Source organism: Alitiscatomonas sp., assembly GCF_037242085.1.
GTDB lineage: Bacteria > Bacillota > Clostridia > Lachnospirales > Lachnospiraceae > Alitiscatomonas > Alitiscatomonas aceti.
The window spans coordinates 1-22,102 of the sequence record NZ_JAXXBR010000038.1 but is presented as its reverse complement, the minus strand read 5'-3'; the positions used below and the strand labels follow the sequence as shown (position 1 = coordinate 22,102).

Below are 22,102 nucleotides of genomic sequence, written 5' to 3'. Positions count from 1 at the left end.
GGAATGTATGGGAAGTGTGAGGAAACGGCAGCTTGCGGCCCTGGCTTTCGTGGCTGTGTTCGGATTTATTCTTTTCCTTCTTGGAAAGACCGAGCGGACGGAGCTTTACGGAACCCAGGGACGGTCCTTTGAAAAGGCCAGAGTCCTGGAGGTCTTAGAGGATAATGAGCAGGAAAGCGGCCAGTATGTGGGGCAGCAGAAGGTCCTGCTGGTCCTGGACTCCGGAAGCAGAAAGGGGGAAACGGTGGAGGCCGTCAGCTCCTCCAGTTACCTGTACGGAGCCCATTGCAAGCCTGGCATGAGGGTCATTGCGGCCGTCAACGAAAGCGGAGAGGAGCTGTATGTCACTGTATACAGCCAGGACCGGAGCCTGGTACTTTACGGGATCGTAGCCTTATTCCTGATCTCCGTCTGGGCCATCGGAGGCAGACAGGGATTAAATTCAGCCATCGGCCTGATCTTTACCTTCCTGTGCATCATTTTCATGTTCATCCCCATGATCTACCGGGGAGCTTCGCCCATCGGAGCCTCCATGCTGGTGGCGGCCCTGACCACAGTTGTGACCATGTATCTCATCGGCGGCAGGTCCACAAAGACCGCAGCGGCCATTCTGGCTACGATCCTGGGGGTCATGCTTTCGGGATCGCTGGCGGCGGCTTTTGGACGGCTGGCAGGAATCAGTGGATATAACGTGTCGGACATCGAGCAGCTGGAATATGTGGCCCAGATGACCGACATCAAGGTGGGGGAGCTTTTGTACGCAGGGATCCTGATCTCGGCCCTGGGAGCCATCATGGATGTGGCCATGTCGGTCAGCTCCGCTGTCCATGAGGTGGCCGCCCGGGCACCGGAGCTGGGCTTTAAGGAGCTGTTCCGGTCCGGGATCCATGTGGGGCGCGATATGATGGGGACCATGTTCAATACGCTGATCCTGGCATTTACAGGAACCTCTATCAACACGCTGATATTTATTTATGCTTACGGTTACAGCTTAAACCAGACCATCAATATGTATTCCATCGGCATTGAGATCATCCAGGGCATATCGGCCACTTTGGGAGTGATCTTTACAGTGCCTGTTGCCGCTTATATCAATGCTCTTCTTTTGAAAAAACGAAAGAAAAAACACGAGCGGCATATTCTTTCTTGAGACGGCGCATACTGAGTATGGAGCTGTTTATGAATGAAGGAGGAGATGGAACATGAGAGATCATACGGTGTGCCTTTTAAAAGAATGTGATTCCGGCTGCAAGATGGCTCTGGACAGCATGGCCCAGATCAAGGGCTACGTGTCGGACCAGAAACTGAAAAATACCATAGATGGGTATGAGAAAAAGCACCAGGCCATGGAGGAAGAGGCATATAAGCAGTTAAAAAGCCTGGGAGAGGGCGGGAAGGAGCCAGAGATGATGGCGGCGGCGTTTTCCCGTATGTCCACCGGGATGAAAATGCTCATGAAGGACGATAACCGGCAGGCGGCAAAGATCCTCATGGACGGCTGCAACATGGGGATCCAGTCCATCTGCGGCTTCCGGAACCAGTATGCGGGAGCCTCCAGGGAAAGCATGGACCTGGCGGACCGTCTGATCCGGACAGAGGAAGCCCTCAGGGATGAAATGAAGGCCTATCTGTAAAAATACGGGCGCTGGAAGCGGGCTGCGCCATATGGCGTCCCGTTTCCAGCGCCCGTACATATTCCGGCTTATCTGCCGGCCGCTTATTTTTCGTCGCACACCTGGAAAATGAAAAACTTTAAGTATGAGGATTCACTGTCGCCCCAGAGGATGGGATGATCAGCGGCCTGGGTCCTGTATTCCACCTGGCGCAGACGCTTGTGGACGTTCCCTGCGGCCTCCCGGATGGTCTTTGCAAAGAGCTCCGGAGTCATAAAGTGGGAGCAGGAGCAGGTGGCCAGATAGCCGCCGTCCTTTACTAACTTCATGCCTCTGAGGTTGATCTCCCTGTAACCCTTGACAGCATTTTTGACGGAATTCCTGGATTTGGTAAAGGCAGGGGGATCCAGGATCACCACATCGAATTTTTCTCCCTGGCGCTCCAGCTCCGGAAGCAGGTCGAACACGTCGGCGGCCACAAAGCGGACCCGGTCCGACAGACCGTTTAAGGCCGCGTTTTCGGCAGCCTGGGCCACGCCAAGCTCGGAGGCATCCACCCCAAGGACCTCCGAGGCACCGGCGATCCCGGCGTTTAAGGCAAAGGAGCCGGTGTGGGTAAAGCAGTCCAGAACACGTTTTCCTTTACAAAGCCGCTGGATCGCCAGCCGGTTATATTTCTGGTCCAGGAAGAAGCCGGTCTTCTGGCCGTCCTGGACATCTACCATATACCGGACGCCGTTTTCCACGATCTCCACCTTTGTATCAAAGGAGTCTCCGATGAAGCCCTTGAACCGTTCCATGCCCTCCTGGAGGCGGACCCTGGCGTCGCTCCGTTCATAGACGCCGCGGATGGAGATTCCGTCCTCGGCCAGGACCTTTTTCAGCTTTTCCAGGATCACTGGCTTCCACCGGTCGATGCCCAGGGCCAGGGATTCCACCACCAGCACGTCGGAGAACTTGTCAATGACGATCCCGGGAAGGAAGTCAGCTTCCCCGAAGACCAGCCGGCAGCTTCCTGTGTCCACAGTGGATTTTCTGTATTCCCAGGCGTTCCGTACCCGCATTTCAATAAAGTCCTCGTCCACCACTGTGTGGGGCTTTCTGGACATCATGCGGATGGTGATGGTGGAGCGGGGATTGATAAAGCCGCATCCCAGGGGATAACCGTCAAAATCGAAGACATTGACCATGTCCCCGTTCTCAAATTCCCCTTCGGTACGGTCGATCTCGTTGTCATAGATCCAGAGCCCTCCGGCTTTTAAAGCCCGGCCCTGGCCTTTTTTTATATAAACGGACGCGGATGTTTTTTCCATATGCATAGGATCCTTTCTGTATTCCGGCATTTTATGGTAAAAAGTATAGCGGAATCCGGCAGAAAATGCAAGGGGCTATGGAGGGGGGCATGGGCTTTCGACAAAGGGTGGTTCACAGGGACTGGATTTTATGGTATACTTAGGTCACTTATGAGATAGGAGACGGCTATGGAAAACAGTGAGATCCGAAAGGAGATACAGAAAGAGGTCCGGAAGGCAGAAAAGATCCTGGTGGGGATCGGCGCAGAGTGGAAGCGCGGGGATGAAGACCGGGAGGATCAGATCCGGAGGGCCTCAAAAGCCCTGAGAGAGCTTTTAGAGGGGAAGGATGCTTTTATCATATCCACACTGACTCTGGGGGAGATGGAGGACAGAGGTTTTGAAAAGGAGCATATGGTGGCCCCTTTGGACGTATCTTTAACGGAGGAGCAATGGAATGGTTATACCGGCTGGCTGGCCGGGACTTTAAACAGGACTACGGTGCTCCTGGAGCTGGGAGAGGGCTTTGGCCATCCGTCCCTGATCCGGTGGCCCTTTGAGCGGACGGCAGCCATCAACCGGAAGGCACGCCTGTACCGTGTCCACAAAACTTTTTATCAGATCACTGAAGAACTGAAGGAAAAAGCCGCCGCCGTAAAGGCGGATTCTGTGGGATTCATGGAAGGCTTTGGGGAGGAAGAGCATGGCAGCGATCAGTAACGACTGGCTGGGGCCCATGAGCGAGGAATTTAAAAAGCCCTATTACAGGAAGCTGTACGAGACAGTGAAGCATGAGTATGAGACCAGGGAGGTATACCCGGCTCCGGACGATATTTTCAACGCCTTCGCATTTACGCCATTGAAGGATGTGAAGGTGGTGATCCTGGGACAGGATCCCTACCATGAACCGGGCCAGGCCCACGGCCTCTGCTTTTCCGTGAGGCCGGAGGTGGATACGCCGCCGTCCCTGGTGAATATTTATAAGGAGCTCCATGAGGACTGCGGCTGCTATATCCCCAATAACGGATATCTGAAGAAATGGGCCGACCAGGGCGTGCTTCTTCTGAATACGGTGCTGACGGTCCGGGCCCATGCGGCCCATTCCCACAAGGACATCGGCTGGGAGGCGTTTACCGACGCTGCCATCCGAGTACTGAATGAACAGGACAGGCCCATGGTGTTTATTTTATGGGGAAAACCGGCCCAGATGAAAAAGGCCATGTTAAACAATCCGGCCCATCTGATCTTAGAAGCTCCCCATCCCAGTCCCCTGTCGGCGTACCGCGGATTTTTCGGGAGCCGTCCCTTCAGCCGGACCAATAAATTCCTGACGGCCCACGGCCTTGCTCCCATTGACTGGCAGATTGAGAATATAGGAGAGTAAATATGAGCAATTTTATCGAATTTCTGAAGATCGTCGTATTCGGTCTGGTGGAGGGCTTTACAGAATGGCTTCCCATCAGCAGCACCGGCCATCTGATCCTGGTGGAGAACATCGTCCATCTGAATGCGTCGGCAGAATTTATGAAGGTATTCCGGGTGGTGATCCAGCTGGGAGCCATTATGGCTGTGGTGGTCCTTTACTTCAACCGTCTGAACCCATGGGCCCCGGGAAAGAAGAAAAACCAGCAGCTTGCCACCTGGCATCTGTGGATCAAGATCCTCATCGCCTGCCTTCCGGCAGCTGTGGTGGGGCTCCTTCTGGACGAGGTCCTGGACACATACCTGTATAACCCCTATGTGGTGGCGGCCATGCTGATCATCTACGGGATCCTTTTCATTGTCCTGGAAAAGCATAATGAGTATGTGGACTTTCCCATTAAAAAGGTTTCCCAGATCAGCTACCGGACAGCTCTTTATATCGGCCTGTTCCAGCTTCTGGCCCTGATCCCGGGAACCTCACGGTCCGGCGCTACGATCCTGGGGGCCATGCTGTTAGGCTGCTCCAGAACGGCTTCTGCGGAATTTACCTTCTTCCTGGGGATCCCGGTGATGTTCGGGGCCAGCCTGTTAAAGATCCTCCATTATGGCCTGGATTTTTCTGGTATGGAGTTTTTCTTCCTGCTGGCCGGCATGGTCATCGCCTTTGCCGTATCCATGTATTCCATCAAGTTCCTTATGGGATATGTGAAGAAGCACGATTTCCGTTTCTTTGGTTATTACCGCATTATCCTGGGTGTGATCGTTCTGGCATATTTTGGGGTAATGGCAGTGATGGGACTGTAACGGGCAGGACATGAAAGATAAGATTTTGTAAGAGCGCTTCCGGTCTTCCGGAGGCGCTTTTGTGTATCACGGTTTCACAATTCCCTTGAAAAGTTATCACAATTTTATCACAAATCTCTGGTAAACTCTCTTACATAAACAAGGAGATCAAAGAAATTCCGATAGATAAGCTTTGTTGTGAAAGGAGAATTTTTATGTACGACGATAAATGGACAGAGGTTAATAATAACCAGAACGATCAGAATAATCAGAGCGGTCCGCAGGCGGCTGGGAACCAGACAGGGATGGGCCAGCCGGCCAGACAGCAGGTATACGGGCTCAGCGGCCAGGGACAGCCCCAGAACCAGAATCAGGGCCAGGCGTACCAGCAGCCCCAGTACCAGAATGGCCCGCAGAACCAGTACCATCACTCCTCTCCGTATCCCTACGGAGGACAGGACGGAAACGGCGGGATGAATGGAGGAGGCCATGGGGAGAACGGCAGCAGCCATAAGGCTCCGAAGAAACGTTCCGTCATGAAGACAACGGCCATGGTCACAGCAGCGGCCCTCCTCTTCGGAGTGGTATCCGGAGGCACCATGTTCGGCGTCAACCGGGCGGCCAACGCTTTGTTCCCGGAGGAGACGGCTCCGATCCAGCAGACCCAGGTGGTCCAGGCAGCTCCCCAGTCCACTTCATCCTCTTCCGGAGGTGTGTTTATTGAGGATGTGTCTCCCATCGTGGATGCGGTGATGCCCTCGGTGGTGGCCATCACCAACACCATGCTGTACCAGGGAAGCACCTGGTTTGGCCAGACCCAGACGTATGAGGTGCCCAGCAGCGGCTCCGGCATCATTGTAGGCCAGAACGACACAGAGCTCCTGGTGGTGACCAATAACCATGTGATCGAGGGAGCCACGACCCTGGCCGTCACCTTCATCGATGAAAGCAGCGTGGAGGCGGCAGTGAAGGGTACGGATTCTGCTTCCGACCTGGCGGTGATCGCAGTCCCGCTGGAGGATATCTCCGCAGATACTAAATCCCAGATCAAGGCAGCCACTCTCGGGGACTCGGATTCCTTAAAAATGGGCCAGGGCGTCATTGCCATCGGAAATGCCCTGGGACTGGGCCAGAGCGTGACAGTGGGCCATGTGAGCGCATTAAACCGTGAGGTCACTGTGGACGGCGTTACAAAAACTGTGATCCAGACCGATGCGGCCATCAACCCCGGCAACAGCGGCGGCGCTCTGTTAAACTCCAAGGGAGAGGTCATCGGCATCAACGAGGCCAAATACGCAGATGAAAAGGTAGAAGGTGTCGGCTACGCGATCCCCATTTCTCATGCGAAGGATATCATTGACGACTTAAAGACCCGTACCACCAAGGTGGAGGTTGGCGAAGAGGAGCAGGGATATCTGGGGATCCAGATCCAGAACATCGACGCCTCCATGGCAAAGCTCTATGGAATGCCCGAGGGCGTATACGTTTATAAGATCACAGAGGATTCCGCGGCTGCCAATTCTGAACTGAAGGAAAAGGATATCATCACAAAATTTGATGGGGAGACCGTTAGAAACTATGCGGATCTTACAAAGCTCCTGACTTATTATAAAGAAGGCACCACTGTAAATCTCACGGTCCAGAGACTGGAAAACGGTGAGTATGTGGAAAAGGAGATCCCCATCACCCTGAATGCAAGACCCCAGGAGGAAGAGACGGCAGAACAGCCGGAATAAGGAAAAATGTACAAAAGGCAGGCGGTTCTTAAACGGACCGGCTGCCTTTTCCATGCCAGCGGCAGATAGAAGGAGGAGGAAAGAGAAAATGAAAATATTGATCATGGAGGACGAAAAGCTCTTAAAGCCGCCTCTGCCGGAGGCTCTGGTGATTTTGGATGTGACGGCACCGGGAATAAACAGCCGCCAGGTGGCAGAAGAGGTCGAGACCTGTATCCATTCCCTTCTGCACAGACAGGAGGAAGAGACGGAGGCGCTTTCCTTTGGAAACACTTCCCTGGAGCTTTCCACAGGAATGCTGCGCTGCGGTATGAAGCATGTGCAGCTGTCGGCAAAGGAATTTGAGATCCTGCGTCTCCTGTTCCAGTCGGGACGGAAGAATCTTTCCAAGGAGACGATTCTCCAGAAGGTCTGGGGATACGATACGGACGCAGTGGAAAACAACGTGGAGGTCTATGTGGGATTCTTAAGAAAGAAGCTGGCCAGGACAGGCTCCAACGTGCGGATCAGTTCCATCCGCCGCATGGGATACCATCTGGAGGTACAGGCGGGGGAACTCTGAGCCTGGAAAGTTCATCCTTTTTTCACAGGCTTTTCAGCGTGGTTTCAGCTTCGGCTGATATACTTTCTGGAGGAAAATGAGAAAAAGGAGGACAGAGATGATTGCAGTTGAGCATCTGACAAAACGATATGGAAATGTTACGGCTGTGGACGATCTTTCGTTTGAAATCGGAGATGGCCATGTTTACGGTTTTCTGGGCCCCAACGGAGCTGGAAAGTCCACCACAATGAATATTATGACCGGCTGTCTTTCCGCCACAGAGGGTCATGTGAAAATTGACGGATATGATATTTTTGAGGAACCGGATAAGGCAAAGCGGCTGATCGGGTATCTTCCAGAGCAGCCACCCCTTTACATGAATGAGACTCCGGCGGAATATCTGCGGTTCGTAGGCGAGGCCAAGGGCTTGCGGGGAGCGGAGCTTTACAAACAGATTGGGGAAGTTCTGGAGAAAACGAAGCTGACGGCCATGAGGAACCGGAGGATTTCAGCGCTGTCCAAGGGGTATAAGCAGCGTGTGGGGATCGCCCAGGCCCTTCTGGGGGACCCAAGGGTGATCATTTTAGACGAACCCACCGTGGGACTGGATCCCTTGCAGATTATTGAAATCCGCGATCTGATCCGGGAGCTGGGAAAGGAGCACACGGTAATTTTCAGTTCCCATATTCTTTCGGAGGTCCAGACTATCTGTGAGAAGGTCCTGATCATTTCCAGAGGGAAACTGGTGGCCTTTGATGAGCCGGAGAATCTGGAAAAAAGTCTGACTGCGCCGGGAGAAATTACGCTTACGGCAGAGGCGGAGCCGGAAGAAGTGGAGGCGCTTCTGGAGGAAACCGGGGCAGTCTCTGGCATGGATGTTAAAAAGGAAGAGAACGGGTATGCCAGAGCGGTTCTGAGGACCAGTGAGGAGGATATATACGCCGTGTCCCGCAGCATTTTCCTAAAGTTTGCAGAGAGCGGAAAGGTGCTTCTGGAGCTGGGACTTAAGAAGGCGGACCTGGAAGACATTTTTATTGAGCTGACAGAGAACGGAGACAGAGAGGTTCCGTCAGACGGGGAAGCAGAGGCGGAAAATGGCCAAAAGACGGAATCAGGCCGGGAGACAGACAGCCGGGAAGAGGACAGTGAAGAAAAAGGAGGGAACGAGCCGTGATCGCAGTTTTTAAGCATGAAATAAGAAATTATTTTCACACCATGACAGCCTATGTCTTTGGTGCGTTTCTGCTGGCCTTTACCGGTATGGGAGCTACTTTGTATAACCTTCAGGCTGCGGTCAGTAATTTTGAATTTGTTTTAAGCTTCGGAAGCCTGATCTTTGTGGTCATTGTTCCGGTTCTCACCATGCGCGTTATTGCGGAGGAGAAAAAACAGCGGACAGACCAGCTTCTGTACTCCCTTCCGATCACCACCACACAGGTGGTCATGGGAAAATATCTGGCTCTCCTGGTGGTCTATCTGATCCCTCTGGCGATTATTTCCCTGTATCCCCTGGTATTTTCTCAGTTTGGAGACGTGTACCTTCCGGTGGCCTACGGTTCCCTGGCGGCGTTTTTCTTCCTGGGAGCGGCGCTCATTGCCCTGGGGGTCTTTATTTCATCCCTGACCGACAACCAGGGCTTTGCGGCTGGGATCGGCATTGCGGTGATCCTGTTCAACTATTACAGTGTGAGCCTGGCAGAGCATGTGTCGTCCACAGCGGCGGGTTCCCTGGTCGCTGTGTTTGTGCTGGTGATCGGTCTGGGCCTTCTGATCCGGTACCTGACGAAAAATGAAAGCCTGGCCTATGGCTTTTATTTTCTGGCCGTGGCCGGGCTTCTGGCCGTGTACCTGACGACCCCGGAAAAATTTGAGGGGCTTCTTCCAGCGCTTATGAAGGAACTATCCCTGTTTGAGCGTTTTTCCGTTTTTGTCAACGGGGTTTTTGACATGACAGGGATCGTATTCTATGTGACTTTTGCGGCATTTTTCCTGTTTCTGTCAGTACAGTCCCTGGAAAAAAGGAGGTATAACTGATGAAAAAACAGAAAAAACCGGTATCACTTTCCCTGCGCGGCGGATCGTATTCCTTGATTTTAACAGCCGTTGTCCTGGCCCTGGTGATGGTCCTTAATGTTCTGGCCGGGGCATTGCCGGAAAATATGACAAAATATGACATGAGCGCCACCAAACTCTATTCTGTGACGGGAAACACCAGGGCCGTGATAAGCGCCCTGGAAGACGACGTGACCATTTACTGGATCGTCCAGGCAGGAGAAGAGGATGATGTGATCGAAAATCTTCTGGGCAGGTATGAAAGTCTTTCTGAGCACATCCAGGTGGTGAAAAAGAATCCGGACGTGTATCCGGCCTTTGCGGAGCAGTATACCGACGAGCCGGTCCAGAACAACAGCCTGGTGGTGGAAGCAGGGGAGAGAAGCCGGTTCATCGGATACCAGGACATCTATATCCAGGAGCCGGATCTTTACTCCTATACGTATAACACCTCCTTTGACGGAGAGGGGGCCATTACTTCTGCCATCGATTATGTGGTGAGCGAGGATCTTCCAAAGATAAGCATTCTGGAGGGACACGGGGAAACAGAGCTTCCGGCTTCCTTTAAGGAGCAGATGGAGAAGGATAATATGGAATTGTCCGCACTCTCCCTTCTGACGGCGGAGACGGTTCCGGAGGACGCAGACTGCGTGGTTATTTTCGGACCCCAGAGCGATATTTCCCCGGAGGAAAAGGAAATCCTTTCAGGATATGTGGAAAACGGAGGAAAGCTGTTTGTGGCAGCCGGGCCGGTGAAGGATGGAGCATTGGAAAATTTAAACAGCCTTCTGGAGGATTATGGGATTACAGTGGCAGATGGAATTGTGGTGGAAGGAGACCGGGAGCACTATGCGCTCCAGACGCCCCATGCGCTGATCCCGGAGTTGGCGGACCATGAAATTACAGCGTCTCTGGCCGAGGCAAGGTATTTCCCCATCATTCCCATTTCCAGCGGTCTTGAGGCGTCAGAAGAAGTAAAGGAGAGCGGCCGGGTTACAGAGCTTTTGACTACATCGGAGCTGGCGTTCAGCAAGAAAGCCGGCTACGGGCTGGAGACGTATGAAAAGGAAGAAGGGGACACGGACGGCCCATTTGCGTCGGCAGTCGCAGTGGACTGCGGGAATGATGGAAAAATCGTGTGGTTTGCATCATCGGAGTTCTTAATGGATATGTACAATGCCCTCTCTTCCGGTGCCAATGGAGATCTGGCCATGAACGCCCTGGCTTTTTTAAATGGTGAAAGGGAGGCCATGGCGATCCGAAGCAAGTCGTTAAATTATAACTACCTGACCATCAGCGAATCGGTCTCGTCTATGCTCCAGGTGATGATGATCGGAGTCTTCCCGCTCCTGTATCTTGGAGTTGGGGCAGTCGTGGTATTAAGAAGAAGGAGGAAGCAGAATGAAACGGTCTGAGCGGTTAATGTTTTTGGCAGGCGTCCTGTGCGCCGCCTGCGCTGTGACCTTTGGAGTGGTCCGGACGAAAGAACAGAAAGAAAAGATAAAAAACAGCGATGCGGTCATTCTTACCATCCCGGCGGACACAGTGACAGCTCTCTCCTGGGAGACGGGAACGGAGAATCTCTCATTTCATAAGGAAGAGATGTGGACATATGATGAGGATGCGGCATTTCCGGTGGACGAGGAGAAGATCGGGGAGCTTCTGGAAATCTTTGAGGAGTTCGGCGTGTCCTTTGTGATCGAGGATGTGGAGGATTACGGCCAGTACGGCCTGGATGATCCAGAAGGTACCATCCGCCTGGAGGCGGGAGAGGAAAGCTATGAAATTCTCCTGGGTGATTTCAGCGCCATGGATTCGGAGCGGTATGTGTCCATTGGAGACGGCAACGCCTATCTGGTAAAGGAGGATCCTATGGATTCCTTTAATATCGGTTTAAGCAGCGTAATTAAAAATGACCAGGTCCCGGCCATGGACCAGGTGGAAAGGATCCGCTTTACCGGACCGGAAGCCTATGAGATTTTTTATGAAGAGGACAGCACAGCTACTTACAGCCCCGGGGATATATATTTTACCAGCCGGGATGAGAAGACGCTGCCTCTGGACACCAGCCGGGTGACAACGTACTTAAACACCGTCATGGGACTGGGACTTTCCGATTACGTTTCCTACAATGCGGCAGAAGAGGAGCTTTCCGGATATGGCCTGGATGAGCCGCAGCTGGTGGTGGAGACCGAGTACACCACAGAGAATGAGGATGGAAAAGAGGAGACCGGGACATTTACTCTTTCTGTGAGCCGGGATCCGGAGGAAAAAGAGGATGATGAGACGGTCACCGCCTATGCACGGGTGGGAGAGTCCGGCATTATCTACCGGCTGCTTTCCGGCGATTATGAGAAGCTGATGAAAATGACATACAACGACCTGCGGCACCAGGAGGTTCTGCCTGCGGACCGGTACGACATCACAGGACTTACAGTCGTTCTGGAGGGAGAGACGTACCAGCTGGAATCAAGAGGAAAGGATTCGGACCGGAAATGGACGTACGCAGGAGAGGAGACGGATACTGCGGCCCTTTTGGATGCACTGCTGGCCCTGGAGGCAGAAAGCTTTACAGAGGAAGCGCCCGCTGGGAAGGAGGAGATCCGGATGACAGTATTTCTGGATAACGAAAACTATCCGCAGGTAACGGTGGCCCTGTACCGCTACGACGGGGAGTACTGTCTGGCAGAAGTGGACGGGGAGCCTGTGTCCCTGGTACCCAGATCCCAGGCAGTGGATCTGACAGAGGCGGTCCATGGGATTGTTTTATCGGGCGGGAATAAGTAAAAAGCGGACATAAGGGCAGATGGGGGAGGCTCAGAAAGTCCCCCCCTCCTGTTCCCGTCAGTTCCAGCGCGCTTCATTTGTATAATATTTATATACGCTCATCTTTTGGCAGACAACCTCACTGCCATGTGCGTAATAAGGTATAAGCCGGAAGGATCCGGCAATGAATTATGCCAGTCAGTTATGGCAGGCAATGGTCGATGCTGATTGATAAAAGGATGAATCAGACCTTATCGTGCGATATGGGTGAGATTGCGGAATTAACTGTATAGCAGGGAAATTATACATTCTTCTTCCCCTCTCTTGCAGAGCCAGTGAAAATACCGTATAATGGTTTTCTGACAGATGAGGGATTCACAAGAAGGAGAAAAAAATTGGACGAGAGAGAAAAAAACATAAATGGAAACGACGGGGACGAATACGATAAGGTCTGCTACGTCTGCCGGAGACCGGAGAGCAAGGCTGGAAAGATGATCACGCTGCCCGGCGGCATCGATATCTGCCGGGACTGTATGCAGAAGGCCTTTGATACAGTCATGAACAGCGGGTTTGATATGAGCCGTCTGTCCGGGATCACGCCGGAACAGCTGTGGAACGCCGGAATGCCCATGGGAATGTGGCAGAATATCCCCGGGAAGGGAGGAAGCGCCGGTACTGGAAACGCTGGGGAAAAGAAGGCGGAGGACCAGACCGGAGGCGGGCTTCCAGAGAACGGAGAAAAAAAGGAGACAGCTCCAAAAACGCCTGGAACGCCGGAGGATGTGCCGGAGGAGACCCAGACGGTGGAAGATCCGGACGCCGGGGAGGAGGACGAAGCGCCGTACCAGGGAGGCTTTCCCTGGGGAAATATGGGCTTTGGGATCCCCATCGGCCAGATCGATCTCAACGCCATCACTGGGAAAAAACGGGTGAAGAAAAAGAAAGAGGGCCAGAAAAAGGAGCTTTTTAAGCTGAAGGATATCCCGGCCCCCCATGCCATAAAGGAAAAGCTGGACCAGTATGTGATCGGCCAGGAGCAGGCAAAAAAGGTGATCTCTGTGGCCGTTTACAACCACTATAAGCGGGTGTTCGAGCATACGTCCCCGGATGCACAGCAGTTCGGGACCGATGTGGAGATCGAAAAGTCCAACATCTTAATGATCGGACCCACCGGCAGCGGCAAGACGTATCTGGTCAAGACCCTGGCAAAGCTTCTGGATGTGCCCCTGGCCATCGCCGACGCCACTTCCCTTACGGAAGCCGGGTATATCGGAGACGACATTGAAAGCGTGATCTCCAAGCTCCTGGCAGCAGCAGGAAACGACGTGGAGCGGGCAGAGATGGGGATCGTGTTCATTGATGAGATCGATAAGATCGCCAAAAAGAAATCCACAAGCACCAGGGATGTCAGCGGGGAATCGGTGCAGCAGGAGCTTTTAAAGCTTCTGGAGGGGGCGTCTGTGGAGGTTCCTGTGGGGACTAACCAGAAGAATGCCATGACGCCCATGGAGACCATCAATACGGACAATATCCTCTTTATCTGCGGCGGAGCCTTCCCGGATCTGGAGAACATCATTAAAGAGCGTCTGACGGAACAGGCGTCCATCGGCTTCAACGCAGATCTGAAGGATAAGTTTGATAAGGACCCGGATCTCTTAAGCAGGGTGACCAATAAGGATCTGCGGAATTTCGGGATGATCCCGGAGTTCCTGGGACGGCTTCCGGTGACCGTGACTCTCCAGGGGCTGACAAAGGAGTTCCTGGTGCGGATCTTAAAGGAGCCGAAAAACGCCATTCTGAAGCAGTACGAAAAGCTGCTTAAGATGGACGAGGTGGAGCTTTCCTTTGACGACGACGCCCTGGAGTGGATCGCAGAGGAAGCGTTAAAGAAGGAGACCGGGGCCAGGGCCCTGCGGGCGATCCTGGAGGAATTTATGCTGGATATCATGTATGAGATCCCAAAGGATTCCAACATTGGCTCTGTGACCATCACAAGGGCGTATCTGGAGAAAAAAGGAGGCCCCCGCATTGCCATGCGCGGGGCAGGAGACTCACAGCCTGAGTCTTAAAAACGCCTGGTAGAGATCCAGCGTTCCGTACCCAAATTCACGGTTTGGGTAGGTGAGCGCTGGATTTCTTTTGGCTCCCCGGATCAGATAGGTCTTGATGGCGGAGGTGTTCATAAAGGGATCGTTCCGCTCCAGGATCCCCCAGTGGAGCAGGATGGCGGCGGCTCCGGCGGCGTGGGCGGCAGCGGCGGAGGTGCCGGATCTTTGTACGAAGCCGGAACGGAGGCCGGCTCCGGTGATATTGACGCCCGGGGCCGCCAGCTCCGGCTTTATCTGGCCGGACCGGCTGAACCCTCTGCTGGAATGGATGTAGATTCCCCCGGTGGTATGGTCATAGGCAGAGACCGTGAGGGCGTACTGGGAATTCCCGGGACCGGTGACCAGGGTATCGGGATCCGGCCGGAGGAAATATGTGGTGTCGGAGATGAAGCCGCGGCTGGGAAGCCAGATATGGAAGGCTCCGGTGACGTTTAAGGCGCTGGAGACCGTAAGGTTCCAGATCCCCGGCATGGGATCCTTAAAGCGGATGAAGATCATCTGGCTTCCGGTGGCCGTGTTGACGATGCTGGAATAGACGGTGATCTCCGTCTGCTCCACCAGGAACCGGATGACGTTTTCTTCCTCTGTGGAGGAGGGGAGCGGATCCACCACCTCTCCTGTGGGAGAAATGAAGCCCACCCGGTAGATATCCACATCCTGGGCCCAGAATTCCATGGAAAAGCCGCTGTCCTTTTCCCCCACGTTCAGCTCCACGGTCTGAAGCGTTTCCTCCGGCCTGGTGACGGCCCGGTAGTGATGGCCGTAGCCGGTCTCGTTGCCTGCCGCTGTGATGACGGCGGTCCCGGCATAGATATTGATATCATCCAGATAAAGCCCCAGAGGGGATTTTCCCACATGGCTTCCCTGGTTGGTCCCCAGCCCCAGGCAGATCACCAGGGGCATGGAAAAACGGCGGGCCAGATGGAGCAGGTAAGCGACGCCCATCATGATATCGTTTTCCTGATAGGCATCTGCCCCCTCCCGGATCAGATAAAAATCCCGGAGGTACGCCTTGGCGGGCTTCAGCTTTACCATGGCAATGGAAGCCCTTGGGGCGGCTCCGGTAAAATCCTGGTCCGGATCCTCTCCTCCGGCTGCCACAGACGCCAGAAAGGTGCCGTGGCCGTTTTCGTCGGCAGACGGGACCAGGGCCAGGGGATCCGGGGCCGCCAGCGCCTGGTCGATCTCCTCTCTGGAATACTGGGTCCCATAAAGGGCCTGGAAGCTGTTTACAGGATCCGGGGCGCCGGTTTCCAGAGTCTGGTCCCAGATCCCCAGGATCCTGGAGCTCCCGTCTTCCTTCCGGAACAGGGGATTCTGATAGTCGATGCCAGTGTCCACGAAGCCGATGAGGACGCCCTGGCCCTGGTTCCCGAAGGCGGGGATCCGGGAGGCGGGAAGGATCCCGGAGGCCTCCATGCTGTCGGTGTCCAGGAGGGAATAGAGCTTCGGGATGGCCGAATAGGTATAGTAGGAAAAATTCATGGGCCTTTCCAGATCGTCCATGGGAATGTGGAGCACGGCGAACTGGCGGCTGACAAAATCGATGCATTCGATGCCGGTCATGGCAGATAGCTGCTCCGGCAGGGCACTGTATGTGGAGATAAAATCGGCGGTGTCTTCGGATGTGACGCTGTAAGAACAAGGCATTCTGATACTCCGGTGCAAAGCTGCTCATACGATTGCTGTATTATATGTGAAAATACGGGAGAACATGAAAAGCAGAGGGGAGATTCTCCGGAAAAGATGGACGGAGCAGGGAAAATAGTGTAAGATAGGATGATAAGGACGGAAAGGAGACTTGCCATGTTTGGATTTCTGACGTTTGGAACGACGCTCACATTCCTGGACCAGGCCTTCAAGGCCCGGATCGAGAAGGAGGAGAAAGGCACATTCCCCAGGGAGCTTGCCATCTCCAAAGGAAAGATAAAGCTTTACCAAAACCATAACGAAGGATTTTCCTTTGGGATCTTAAAGGGATCCAGGGCGGTGCAGCTGGTGCCCTTATGTGTTACGTCGGCCTTTGCCGGAGCCTGGGCATACCTCATGGGGACCCGGGGAAGGATACTGGAAAAGCTGGCCCTGACCCTCACCCTGGCCGGAGGAGTGAGCAACCTCTACGACCGGATGAAGCGCGGCTATGTGGTGGACTATTTCAGCTTCCAGTGGAAGGCTCTTAAAACGGTGGTCTTTAATCTGGGGGATCTGTTTATTTTTGCCGGAGCGTTTCTGATGGCAGCAGGGACTGCGGCAGGCTTTTTAAAGGATCTGATCATGGATTTATACGGGAAAACGGAGGAAAAGTAGAATGAAGCAGTACGACTATCTGCTGGTGGGGAGCGGCCTGTTTGCCGGAGTGTTCGCGTATTTTGCAGGAAAACAGGGAAAAAAATGTCTGGTGCTGGAAAAAAGGGATCATCTGGGCGGAAACATTTACTGTGAAGAGACCGAGGGCATCCATGTCCATAAATACGGCGCCCATATCTTCCATACCAGCAGCCGGGAGGTTTGGGATTTTGTCAACAGCCTGGCTGAGTTCAACCGCTATACCAACAGCCCGGTGGCCAATTATAAGGGCGAGATGTACAATATGCCTTTTAATATGAATACCTTCAGCCGTATGTGGGGGATCTCCACGCCGGAGGAGGCAAAAAAGATCATACAGGAACAGAGAAAGGTCATAAAGGGCGAGCCCAAAAACCTGGAGGAGCAGGCCATCAGCCTGGTGGGGACCCATATCTACCAGAAGCTGGTCAAGGGCTATACGGAAAAGCAGTGGGGGCGGGAATGTAAGGACCTTCCGGCGTTTATCATCAAGCGCCTCCCGGTGCGCTATACCTACGACAACAATTATTTCAACGATCTGTACCAGGGGATCCCCATGGGCGGCTATAATGTAATCATTGACAAGCTGTTTGCAGGCTGTGAGGTGCGTCTGGGTACGGATTATCTGGAGAATAAGAAAGAATACGACGCCCTGGCAGAAAAGGTGGTCTATACGGGAACCATAGACAGCTATTTCGGTTACCGGTTCGGCAGGCTCCAGTACCGCAGCCTGAGGTTTGAGACGGAGGTCCTGGACACGGATAATTTCCAGGGGAACGCGGTCATCAATTACACGGACCGGGAGACGCCTTATACCAGGATCATCGAGCACAAGCACTTCGAGTTTGGCACCCAGGAAAAGACCGTGATCACAAAGGAATATCCGGCGGAGTGGACCGAGGGCATGGAGCCGTATTATCCGGTCAACGACGAAAAGAACCAGGAGCTGTATAAAAGGTATGAGGCCCTGGCAGCAGAGGAGAAAAACGTGATCTTCGGCGGCCGGCTGGCAGAATACAGATATTATGATATGGATAAGGTGATCGAATCCGCCTTTGCCTGTGTGAAGAAGGAGTTTCATGGAATTACTATCGCGGCTGATCATAGGTAAAAAATCAAAAAATCCGGAAAAACGTGACATTATATGGAATATGGCCGGAAGCTTCCTGTATGCGTTCGCATCCATGGTCCTTTCCATTGCCGTGGTGCAGATCGCCGGGGAGGATGCGGGAGGGATCTTTACCTTTGCCTTCACCACCTTCGGCCAGCATATGTTCATGATGGCGTATTTCGGGATCCGCCCGTTCCAGATCACCGACACCGGAGGAAAATACTCCTTTGGGGATTACCTGGGGCTGCGGCTCCTGACCTGTGGGGCGGCTGTCCTCACGGGCATGGGATACGTATTCTTAAACGGTTATTCCTTTGAAAAAGCGGCCGTGGTATTTTTGATGGTGGTCTATAAGGTCATCGACGCCCTGGCGGATGCCTATGAGGCGGAATTCCAGAGAGGCGGGCGGCTTTATCTGACGGGAAAATCCAACGCCTTCCGGACGATCCTTTCCGTGGGCGTATTCCTGGCTTCCCTGGCGTATACGAAAGATCTGGCCGCCGCCAGCCTGTGGGCTGTGGGAGCCCAGGCGGCGGGGTTCCTGGTGTTCGACGTGCTGGTGATCCGGGAGCTTCCCAACGTGGAGTGGAGATCGGCGAATGGAAAGAAGCAGGAGCTTTTTGCAGAGACCATCCTGCTGTTCTGTTCGGCAGTGCTGGACTTTTATATTTTTTCCGCGTCCAAATACGCCATTGAGGGCTGTATGGCGGATCGGGATATGGCTGTGTTCGGAGCCATCTTCATGCCCACCAGCATCATCAATCTGGTGGCCGGGTTCGTAATCCGGCCTTATCTTACGAAAATGTCCTTTACCTGGGAGATGGGGAGGACCCGGCGGTTTTTAAAGATCCAGAAGCGGATCGCTCTGATCATCGCGGCCCTGACGGTGCTGGCTGTGGGAGGCGCGTGGATTCTGGGGATCCCGGTGTTAAGCCTTCTGTATCCCAATCTGCGGACCGGCCTTTCCCAGTGCCGGCCGGCCCTGGTTTTGATCATTTTCGGCGGAGCCCTGAATGCGTACATGAACCTGTTTTATTATTCGCTGGTGATCATGAAAAAGCAGAAATATATTTTCGGGGTCTACGGCCTGGTGAGCCTTATGGCAGTCCTGGTCTCCACGCCCTTTGTGCGGTGGGGCGGGATCTTCGGGGGAGCCCTGGCCTATGTGGTCCTGACCGGTGCCTTAATGGTGCTGTTCGGCCTCATTGACCTGGCGGGGATCCTGGAACATAAACGGAAAAATCCGGAGCAGAGGAATTTAGAATGAAGGAAATAACTGTGGATGTGATCATTCCCGTTTACCGGCCGGGGGAACGGTTCGGGGAGCTTTTAAAGCGCCTGGACGCCCAGACCCAGCCTGTAAACCGGTACATCATCATGAATACGGAACAGGCATACTGGGACCGGTGGCTTTCTGAAACGGGGTACAGCCTGCCGGAAAATCTTTCGGTCTTCCATGTGACAAGAGAGACCTTTGACCATGGAGCCACCAGGGACGCTGGGATCCGGCAGTCGGATGCCGGCATCTGCGTGTGCATGACCGACGACGCCCTTCCGGCAGACCAGTATCTTCTGGAAAACCTGGTCCGCGGTCTTACGGAGAAGGAAAGCACGGCTGTGGCCTATGGCCGTCAGCTTCCGGACCGGGACTGCGGGATCATTGAGCGCTATACCAGGGCCTTTAATTATCCGGAGGAAAGCCGGTTAAAGACCAGGGAGGACCTGCCAGAGCTGGGGATCAAGACGTATTTCTGCTCCAACGTATGTGCCGCCTATAAGCGGAGCGTATATCTGGAGCTGGGCGGCTTTACGAAAAAGACCATCTTCAACGAGGACATGATCTTTGCGGCCGGGGCCATGGAGCGGGGCTATGGTGTCTTTTATTCCGCCGGGGCCAGGGTGATCCATTCCCATAACTATTCGGGGATCCAGCAGTTTCACAGGAATTTCGATCTGGCCGTATCCCAGGCCGACCACCCGGAGGTGTTCTCCGGCATCCGGTCCGAGGGAGAGGGGATCCGTATGGTAAAGCAGACAGCGGCCTTCCTTGTAAAGTCGGGGAAGGTGTATCTGATCCCGAAGCTCATCTATACCAGCGGATGTAAATACCTGGGCTTTCTCATGGGAAAACGGTACCGGAGGCTGCCCCGTCCGGTGGTTTTGTGGTGCACCATGAATAAGGCCTATTGGGGAAATAAGGCGGGATCCAATTTGGTATTGTAACTCTTCCCGCACAGTGGTATGATGTTTAGCAGACCAGAAAACAAAAGAGAGGTAAGAAAAATGGGAAAGATTAAAGTAACTCCGTGCCAGGTGGAAGGAAAGACCATTGAAGGGCTTTTCGTGATCGAGCCAACGGTATTTAAGGATGAGCGCGGATATTTTATGGAAACATACAATCAGAACGATTTTAAGGAAGCCGGTCTTGATATGGTATTCGTCCAGGATAACCAGTCCATGTCCGTAAAGGGCGTGCTCCGGGGCCTCCATTTCCAGAAGCAGTTCCCCCAGGGCAAGCTGGTGCGCGCGGTCCGCGGCACAGTATTCGACGTGGCGGTGGATCTGAGGACCAGCTCAGAGACGTATGGAAAGTGGTTCGGCGTGGAGCTGTCTGCGGAAAATAAAAAGCAGTTTTATATTCCGGAAGGCTTTGCCCACGGCTTTTTAGTGCTGTCTGATGAAGCCGAATTCGCCTACAAATGCACCGATTTCTATCATCCCGGCGATGAGGGCGGCCTTTTATGGAGCGACGAGACCATCGGCGTACAGTGGCCCATCGAGGAGGGAATGGAGCTGATCATTTCTGAGAAGGATAAAAAGTGGGGCGGCTTCAACGATACGTTCAAGTTTGAGAGATAATGAGGTTTAAAACAGCGTGAATTATGTAATTTCTCTTTTAAAGGAGATCATAACCAGGCGCCGTCTGATCTGGGACCTTTCAAAAGCCGATTTTAAAAAGCGGTTTGTGGGGTCCTATTTCGGCGTGGTATGGATGTTTGTGCAGCCGGTGGTGACCGTGCTGATCTACTGGCTGATCTTTGGCCCCATCGGCTTTAAGAGCGCGCCTCCGGTGCCCAACGCCTCCTATGTACAGTGGCTGGTCCCCGGTATCGCGCCCTGGTTTTTCTTTGCAGAGGCCTTAAACTGCGGTACCGGCTGTCTCCAGGAATACAATTACCTGGTGAAGAAGGTCGTGTTTAAGGTGGAGATCCTTCCTATTATAAAGCTGATCTCCTGTCTGTTCGTTCATGGATTTTTTGTGGCCATCATGTTTGTGGTATTCCTCATCAGCGGAAAGGCGCCGCAGATCTCCTGGCTGCAGGTCCTTTATTATGCCTTTGCGGCCTCCATGTTCGCACTGGCGCTGACGTATTTTACCAGCGCCATCCAGGTATTCTTTAAGGACATGGCCCAGATCGTCAGCATCTGCCTTCAGTTCGGTATGTGGCTGACGCCCATTATGTACAGCGAGCAGCTTTTCCTGGAAAAGGGACTGACCATGGCTCCCACGATCCTGAAGCTGAACCCGTTCTATTATATTGCGGCCGGGTATCGTGACAGTATGCTCACCGGGGACTGGTTTTATATGCGTCCCACCCTTACAGTCTATTTCTGGGGCGTGACCATTGTCATGATGCTTGTGGGGCTGAAGGTATTTAAAAAGCTGCGTCCGCATTTTTCGGATGTATTATAGGAGGATGGAATGTCCCAGAATGCGATCGAAGTAAAAGATGTAACAAAAATATACCGTTTGTACGACCGTCCCATCGACCGGTTAAAGGAATCCCTAAGCCTGACCCATAAGAGCCTCCATAAGGACTTCTACGCCTTAAACGGCCTTTCCTTTACAGTGGAGAAGGGCCAGACCGTGGGGATCATCGGTACCAATGGCTCGGGAAAATCCACGATCTTAAAGATCATCACCGGCGTCCTGACCCCCACCACCGGTTCGGTCCAGGTGGACGGGAAGATCTCGGCTCTTCTGGAGCTGGGAGCCGGCTTCAATATGGACTATACGGGAATTGAAAATATTTATATGAACGGCACCATGATGGGGTACACAAAGGCGGAGATGGATAAAAAGCTCCAGGAGATCCTGGACTTTGCCGACATCGGCGATTTTGTGTATCAGCCGGTGAAGACGTATTCCAGCGGTATGTTCGTCCGTCTGGCCTTTGCCCTGGCCATCAATGTGGAGCCGGAGATCCTTATTGTGGACGAGGCCCTGTCTGTGGGCGACGTGTTTTTCCAGGCCAAGTGCTACCGGCGTATGGAAGAGATCCGGAAGAACGGCACCACCATCCTAATGGTGACCCACGATATGGGAAGCATCATCAAATACTGCGATAAGGT

21 protein-coding genes are annotated in these 22,102 nt (G+C 53.5%); 19 read left to right on the top strand and 2 right to left on the bottom strand.

The features are described from left to right. Positions 1 to 7 precede the first annotated feature (7 nt). Both WIH05_RS01965 and WIH05_RS01960 read left to right on the top strand, forming a co-directional pair. The gene (locus tag WIH05_RS01965) at positions 8 to 1,150 is read left to right on the top strand and encodes a YibE/F family protein (RefSeq protein ID WP_337424901.1); all 1,143 of its coding nucleotides are present in this window, start codon (positions 8 to 10) and stop codon (positions 1,148 to 1,150) included. A 52-nt stretch (positions 1,151 to 1,202) separates the two neighbouring features. Then, positions 1,203 to 1,634: a hypothetical protein gene (locus WIH05_RS01960; protein ID WP_022274521.1), complete on the top strand. Its 432-nt coding sequence runs from the start codon at positions 1,203 to 1,205 to the stop codon at positions 1,632 to 1,634. Positions 1,635 to 1,717: 83 nt separating this feature from the next. Here the strand turns inward: WIH05_RS01960 and WIH05_RS01955 are convergent, their stop codons facing one another. Continuing rightward, entirely contained in the window at positions 1,718 to 2,926 is a 1,209-nt protein-coding gene (locus WIH05_RS01955) for a class I SAM-dependent rRNA methyltransferase (RefSeq protein ID WP_022274522.1), read from the bottom strand. A 168-nt stretch (positions 2,927 to 3,094) separates the two neighbouring features. Between WIH05_RS01955 and WIH05_RS01950 the strand changes: the two genes are divergently transcribed. The 10 genes from WIH05_RS01950 (at position 3,095) to clpX (ending at position 14,274) form a co-directional block, all read left to right on the top strand. Continuing rightward, positions 3,095 to 3,625: a hypothetical protein gene (locus WIH05_RS01950; RefSeq protein WP_215653331.1), complete on the top strand. Its 531-nt coding sequence runs from the start codon at positions 3,095 to 3,097 to the stop codon at positions 3,623 to 3,625. After that, a complete protein-coding gene (locus WIH05_RS01945; protein ID WP_215653330.1) occupies positions 3,609 to 4,289 on the top strand; it encodes a uracil-DNA glycosylase in 681 nt (226 codons plus the stop codon). Before WIH05_RS01950 ends, WIH05_RS01945 begins: the two co-directional genes overlap by 17 nt. A 2-nt stretch (positions 4,290 to 4,291) precedes the next feature. Next, positions 4,292 to 5,131 (top strand): undecaprenyl-diphosphate phosphatase, encoded by an 840-nt coding sequence (locus WIH05_RS01940; RefSeq protein WP_022274524.1) that lies wholly within the window; start codon positions 4,292 to 4,294, stop codon positions 5,129 to 5,131. 194 nt (positions 5,132 to 5,325) lie between these two features. After that, positions 5,326 to 6,846: a trypsin-like peptidase domain-containing protein gene (locus WIH05_RS01935; protein ID WP_022274525.1), complete on the top strand. Its 1,521-nt coding sequence runs from the start codon at positions 5,326 to 5,328 to the stop codon at positions 6,844 to 6,846. An 88-nt stretch (positions 6,847 to 6,934) separates the two neighbouring features. Further along, positions 6,935 to 7,408, top strand: a complete 474-nt coding sequence (locus tag WIH05_RS01930) for a winged helix-turn-helix domain-containing protein (protein WP_022274526.1) — start codon at positions 6,935 to 6,937, stop codon at positions 7,406 to 7,408. A 97-nt stretch (positions 7,409 to 7,505) separates the two neighbouring features. Continuing rightward, entirely contained in the window at positions 7,506 to 8,561 is a 1,056-nt protein-coding gene (locus WIH05_RS01925; protein WP_022274527.1) for an ABC transporter ATP-binding protein, read from the top strand. Further along, a complete protein-coding gene (locus tag WIH05_RS01920) occupies positions 8,558 to 9,421 on the top strand; it encodes an ABC transporter permease (protein WP_022274528.1) in 864 nt (287 codons plus the stop codon). The genes WIH05_RS01925 and WIH05_RS01920 overlap by 4 nt, the downstream gene beginning before the upstream one ends. Further along, complete coding sequence (locus tag WIH05_RS01915) at positions 9,421 to 10,854, top strand: GldG family protein (protein ID WP_022274529.1); 1,434 nt, start codon at positions 9,421 to 9,423, stop codon at positions 10,852 to 10,854. Before WIH05_RS01920 ends, WIH05_RS01915 begins: the two co-directional genes overlap by 1 nt. After that, complete coding sequence (locus tag WIH05_RS01910; protein WP_022274530.1) at positions 10,841 to 12,226, top strand: DUF4340 domain-containing protein; 1,386 nt, start codon at positions 10,841 to 10,843, stop codon at positions 12,224 to 12,226. Before WIH05_RS01915 ends, WIH05_RS01910 begins: the two co-directional genes overlap by 14 nt. A 374-nt stretch (positions 12,227 to 12,600) precedes the next feature. Then, complete coding sequence (clpX, locus tag WIH05_RS01905; RefSeq protein WP_252207501.1) at positions 12,601 to 14,274, top strand: ATP-dependent Clp protease ATP-binding subunit ClpX; 1,674 nt, start codon at positions 12,601 to 12,603, stop codon at positions 14,272 to 14,274. Here clpX and WIH05_RS01900 read toward each other — a convergent pair. Then, a complete protein-coding gene (locus WIH05_RS01900; RefSeq protein ID WP_337424900.1) occupies positions 14,257 to 15,963 on the bottom strand; it encodes a S8 family peptidase in 1,707 nt (568 codons plus the stop codon). The genes clpX and WIH05_RS01900 overlap by 18 nt on opposite strands. A 156-nt stretch (positions 15,964 to 16,119) precedes the next feature. Between WIH05_RS01900 and WIH05_RS01895 the strand changes: the two genes are divergently transcribed. The 7 genes from WIH05_RS01895 to WIH05_RS01865 all read left to right on the top strand — a co-directional run. After that, positions 16,120 to 16,620, top strand: coding sequence for a signal peptidase II (locus tag WIH05_RS01895; protein WP_022274397.1), 501 nt, complete (start codon positions 16,120 to 16,122; stop codon positions 16,618 to 16,620). Between the two features lies 1 nt (position 16,621). Continuing rightward, the gene (gene glf / locus WIH05_RS01890) at positions 16,622 to 17,749 is read left to right on the top strand and encodes a UDP-galactopyranose mutase (RefSeq protein ID WP_337424899.1); all 1,128 of its coding nucleotides are present in this window, start codon (positions 16,622 to 16,624) and stop codon (positions 17,747 to 17,749) included. Next, positions 17,718 to 19,016, top strand: coding sequence for a lipopolysaccharide biosynthesis protein (locus WIH05_RS01885; protein ID WP_337424898.1), 1,299 nt, complete (start codon positions 17,718 to 17,720; stop codon positions 19,014 to 19,016). The genes glf and WIH05_RS01885 overlap by 32 nt, the downstream gene beginning before the upstream one ends. Beyond that, on the top strand, positions 19,013 to 19,972 hold the full coding sequence (locus tag WIH05_RS01880; protein WP_022274393.1) for a glycosyltransferase family 2 protein: 960 nt from the start codon (positions 19,013 to 19,015) through the stop codon (positions 19,970 to 19,972). The genes WIH05_RS01885 and WIH05_RS01880 overlap by 4 nt, the downstream gene beginning before the upstream one ends. Positions 19,973 to 20,032: 60 nt before the next feature. Then, positions 20,033 to 20,608, top strand: coding sequence for a dTDP-4-dehydrorhamnose 3,5-epimerase (gene rfbC / locus WIH05_RS01875; RefSeq protein ID WP_022274392.1), 576 nt, complete (start codon positions 20,033 to 20,035; stop codon positions 20,606 to 20,608). A gap of 16 nt (positions 20,609 to 20,624) precedes the next feature. Beyond that, positions 20,625 to 21,443 (top strand): ABC transporter permease, encoded by an 819-nt coding sequence (locus WIH05_RS01870; RefSeq protein WP_215653322.1) that lies wholly within the window; start codon positions 20,625 to 20,627, stop codon positions 21,441 to 21,443. A 9-nt stretch (positions 21,444 to 21,452) separates the two neighbouring features. Continuing rightward, a partial coding sequence (locus WIH05_RS01865) for an ABC transporter ATP-binding protein (protein WP_337424897.1) occupies positions 21,453 to 22,102 on the top strand: 650 nt, incomplete at its 3' end.

Excerpts from the sequence above, each read along its gene's own strand:
- WIH05_RS01965 (WP_337424901.1), top strand. The coding sequence starts at position 8 with ATGGGAAGTGTGAGGAAACGGCAGCTTGCGGCCCTGGCTTTCGTGGCT.
- WIH05_RS01960 (WP_022274521.1), top strand. The coding sequence starts at position 1,203 with ATGAGAGATCATACGGTGTGCCTTTTAAAAGAATGTGATTCCGGCTGC.
- WIH05_RS01955 (WP_022274522.1), bottom strand. The coding sequence starts at position 2,926 with ATGGAAAAAACATCCGCGTCCGTTTATATAAAAAAAGGCCAGGGCCGG.
- WIH05_RS01950 (WP_215653331.1), top strand. The coding sequence starts at position 3,095 with ATGGAAAACAGTGAGATCCGAAAGGAGATACAGAAAGAGGTCCGGAAG.
- WIH05_RS01945 (WP_215653330.1), top strand. The coding sequence starts at position 3,609 with ATGGCAGCGATCAGTAACGACTGGCTGGGGCCCATGAGCGAGGAATTT.
- WIH05_RS01940 (WP_022274524.1), top strand. The coding sequence starts at position 4,292 with ATGAGCAATTTTATCGAATTTCTGAAGATCGTCGTATTCGGTCTGGTG.
- WIH05_RS01935 (WP_022274525.1), top strand. The coding sequence starts at position 5,326 with ATGTACGACGATAAATGGACAGAGGTTAATAATAACCAGAACGATCAG.
- WIH05_RS01930 (WP_022274526.1), top strand. The coding sequence starts at position 6,935 with ATGAAAATATTGATCATGGAGGACGAAAAGCTCTTAAAGCCGCCTCTG.
- WIH05_RS01925 (WP_022274527.1), top strand. The coding sequence starts at position 7,506 with ATGATTGCAGTTGAGCATCTGACAAAACGATATGGAAATGTTACGGCT.
- WIH05_RS01915 (WP_022274529.1), top strand. The coding sequence starts at position 9,421 with ATGAAAAAACAGAAAAAACCGGTATCACTTTCCCTGCGCGGCGGATCG.
- WIH05_RS01910 (WP_022274530.1), top strand. The coding sequence starts at position 10,841 with ATGAAACGGTCTGAGCGGTTAATGTTTTTGGCAGGCGTCCTGTGCGCC.
- WIH05_RS01900 (WP_337424900.1), bottom strand. The coding sequence starts at position 15,963 with ATGCCTTGTTCTTACAGCGTCACATCCGAAGACACCGCCGATTTTATC.
- WIH05_RS01895 (WP_022274397.1), top strand. The coding sequence starts at position 16,120 with ATGTTTGGATTTCTGACGTTTGGAACGACGCTCACATTCCTGGACCAG.
- glf (WP_337424899.1), top strand. The coding sequence starts at position 16,622 with ATGAAGCAGTACGACTATCTGCTGGTGGGGAGCGGCCTGTTTGCCGGA.
- WIH05_RS01885 (WP_337424898.1), top strand. The coding sequence starts at position 17,718 with ATGGAATTACTATCGCGGCTGATCATAGGTAAAAAATCAAAAAATCCG.
- WIH05_RS01880 (WP_022274393.1), top strand. The coding sequence starts at position 19,013 with ATGAAGGAAATAACTGTGGATGTGATCATTCCCGTTTACCGGCCGGGG.
- rfbC (WP_022274392.1), top strand. The coding sequence starts at position 20,033 with ATGGGAAAGATTAAAGTAACTCCGTGCCAGGTGGAAGGAAAGACCATT.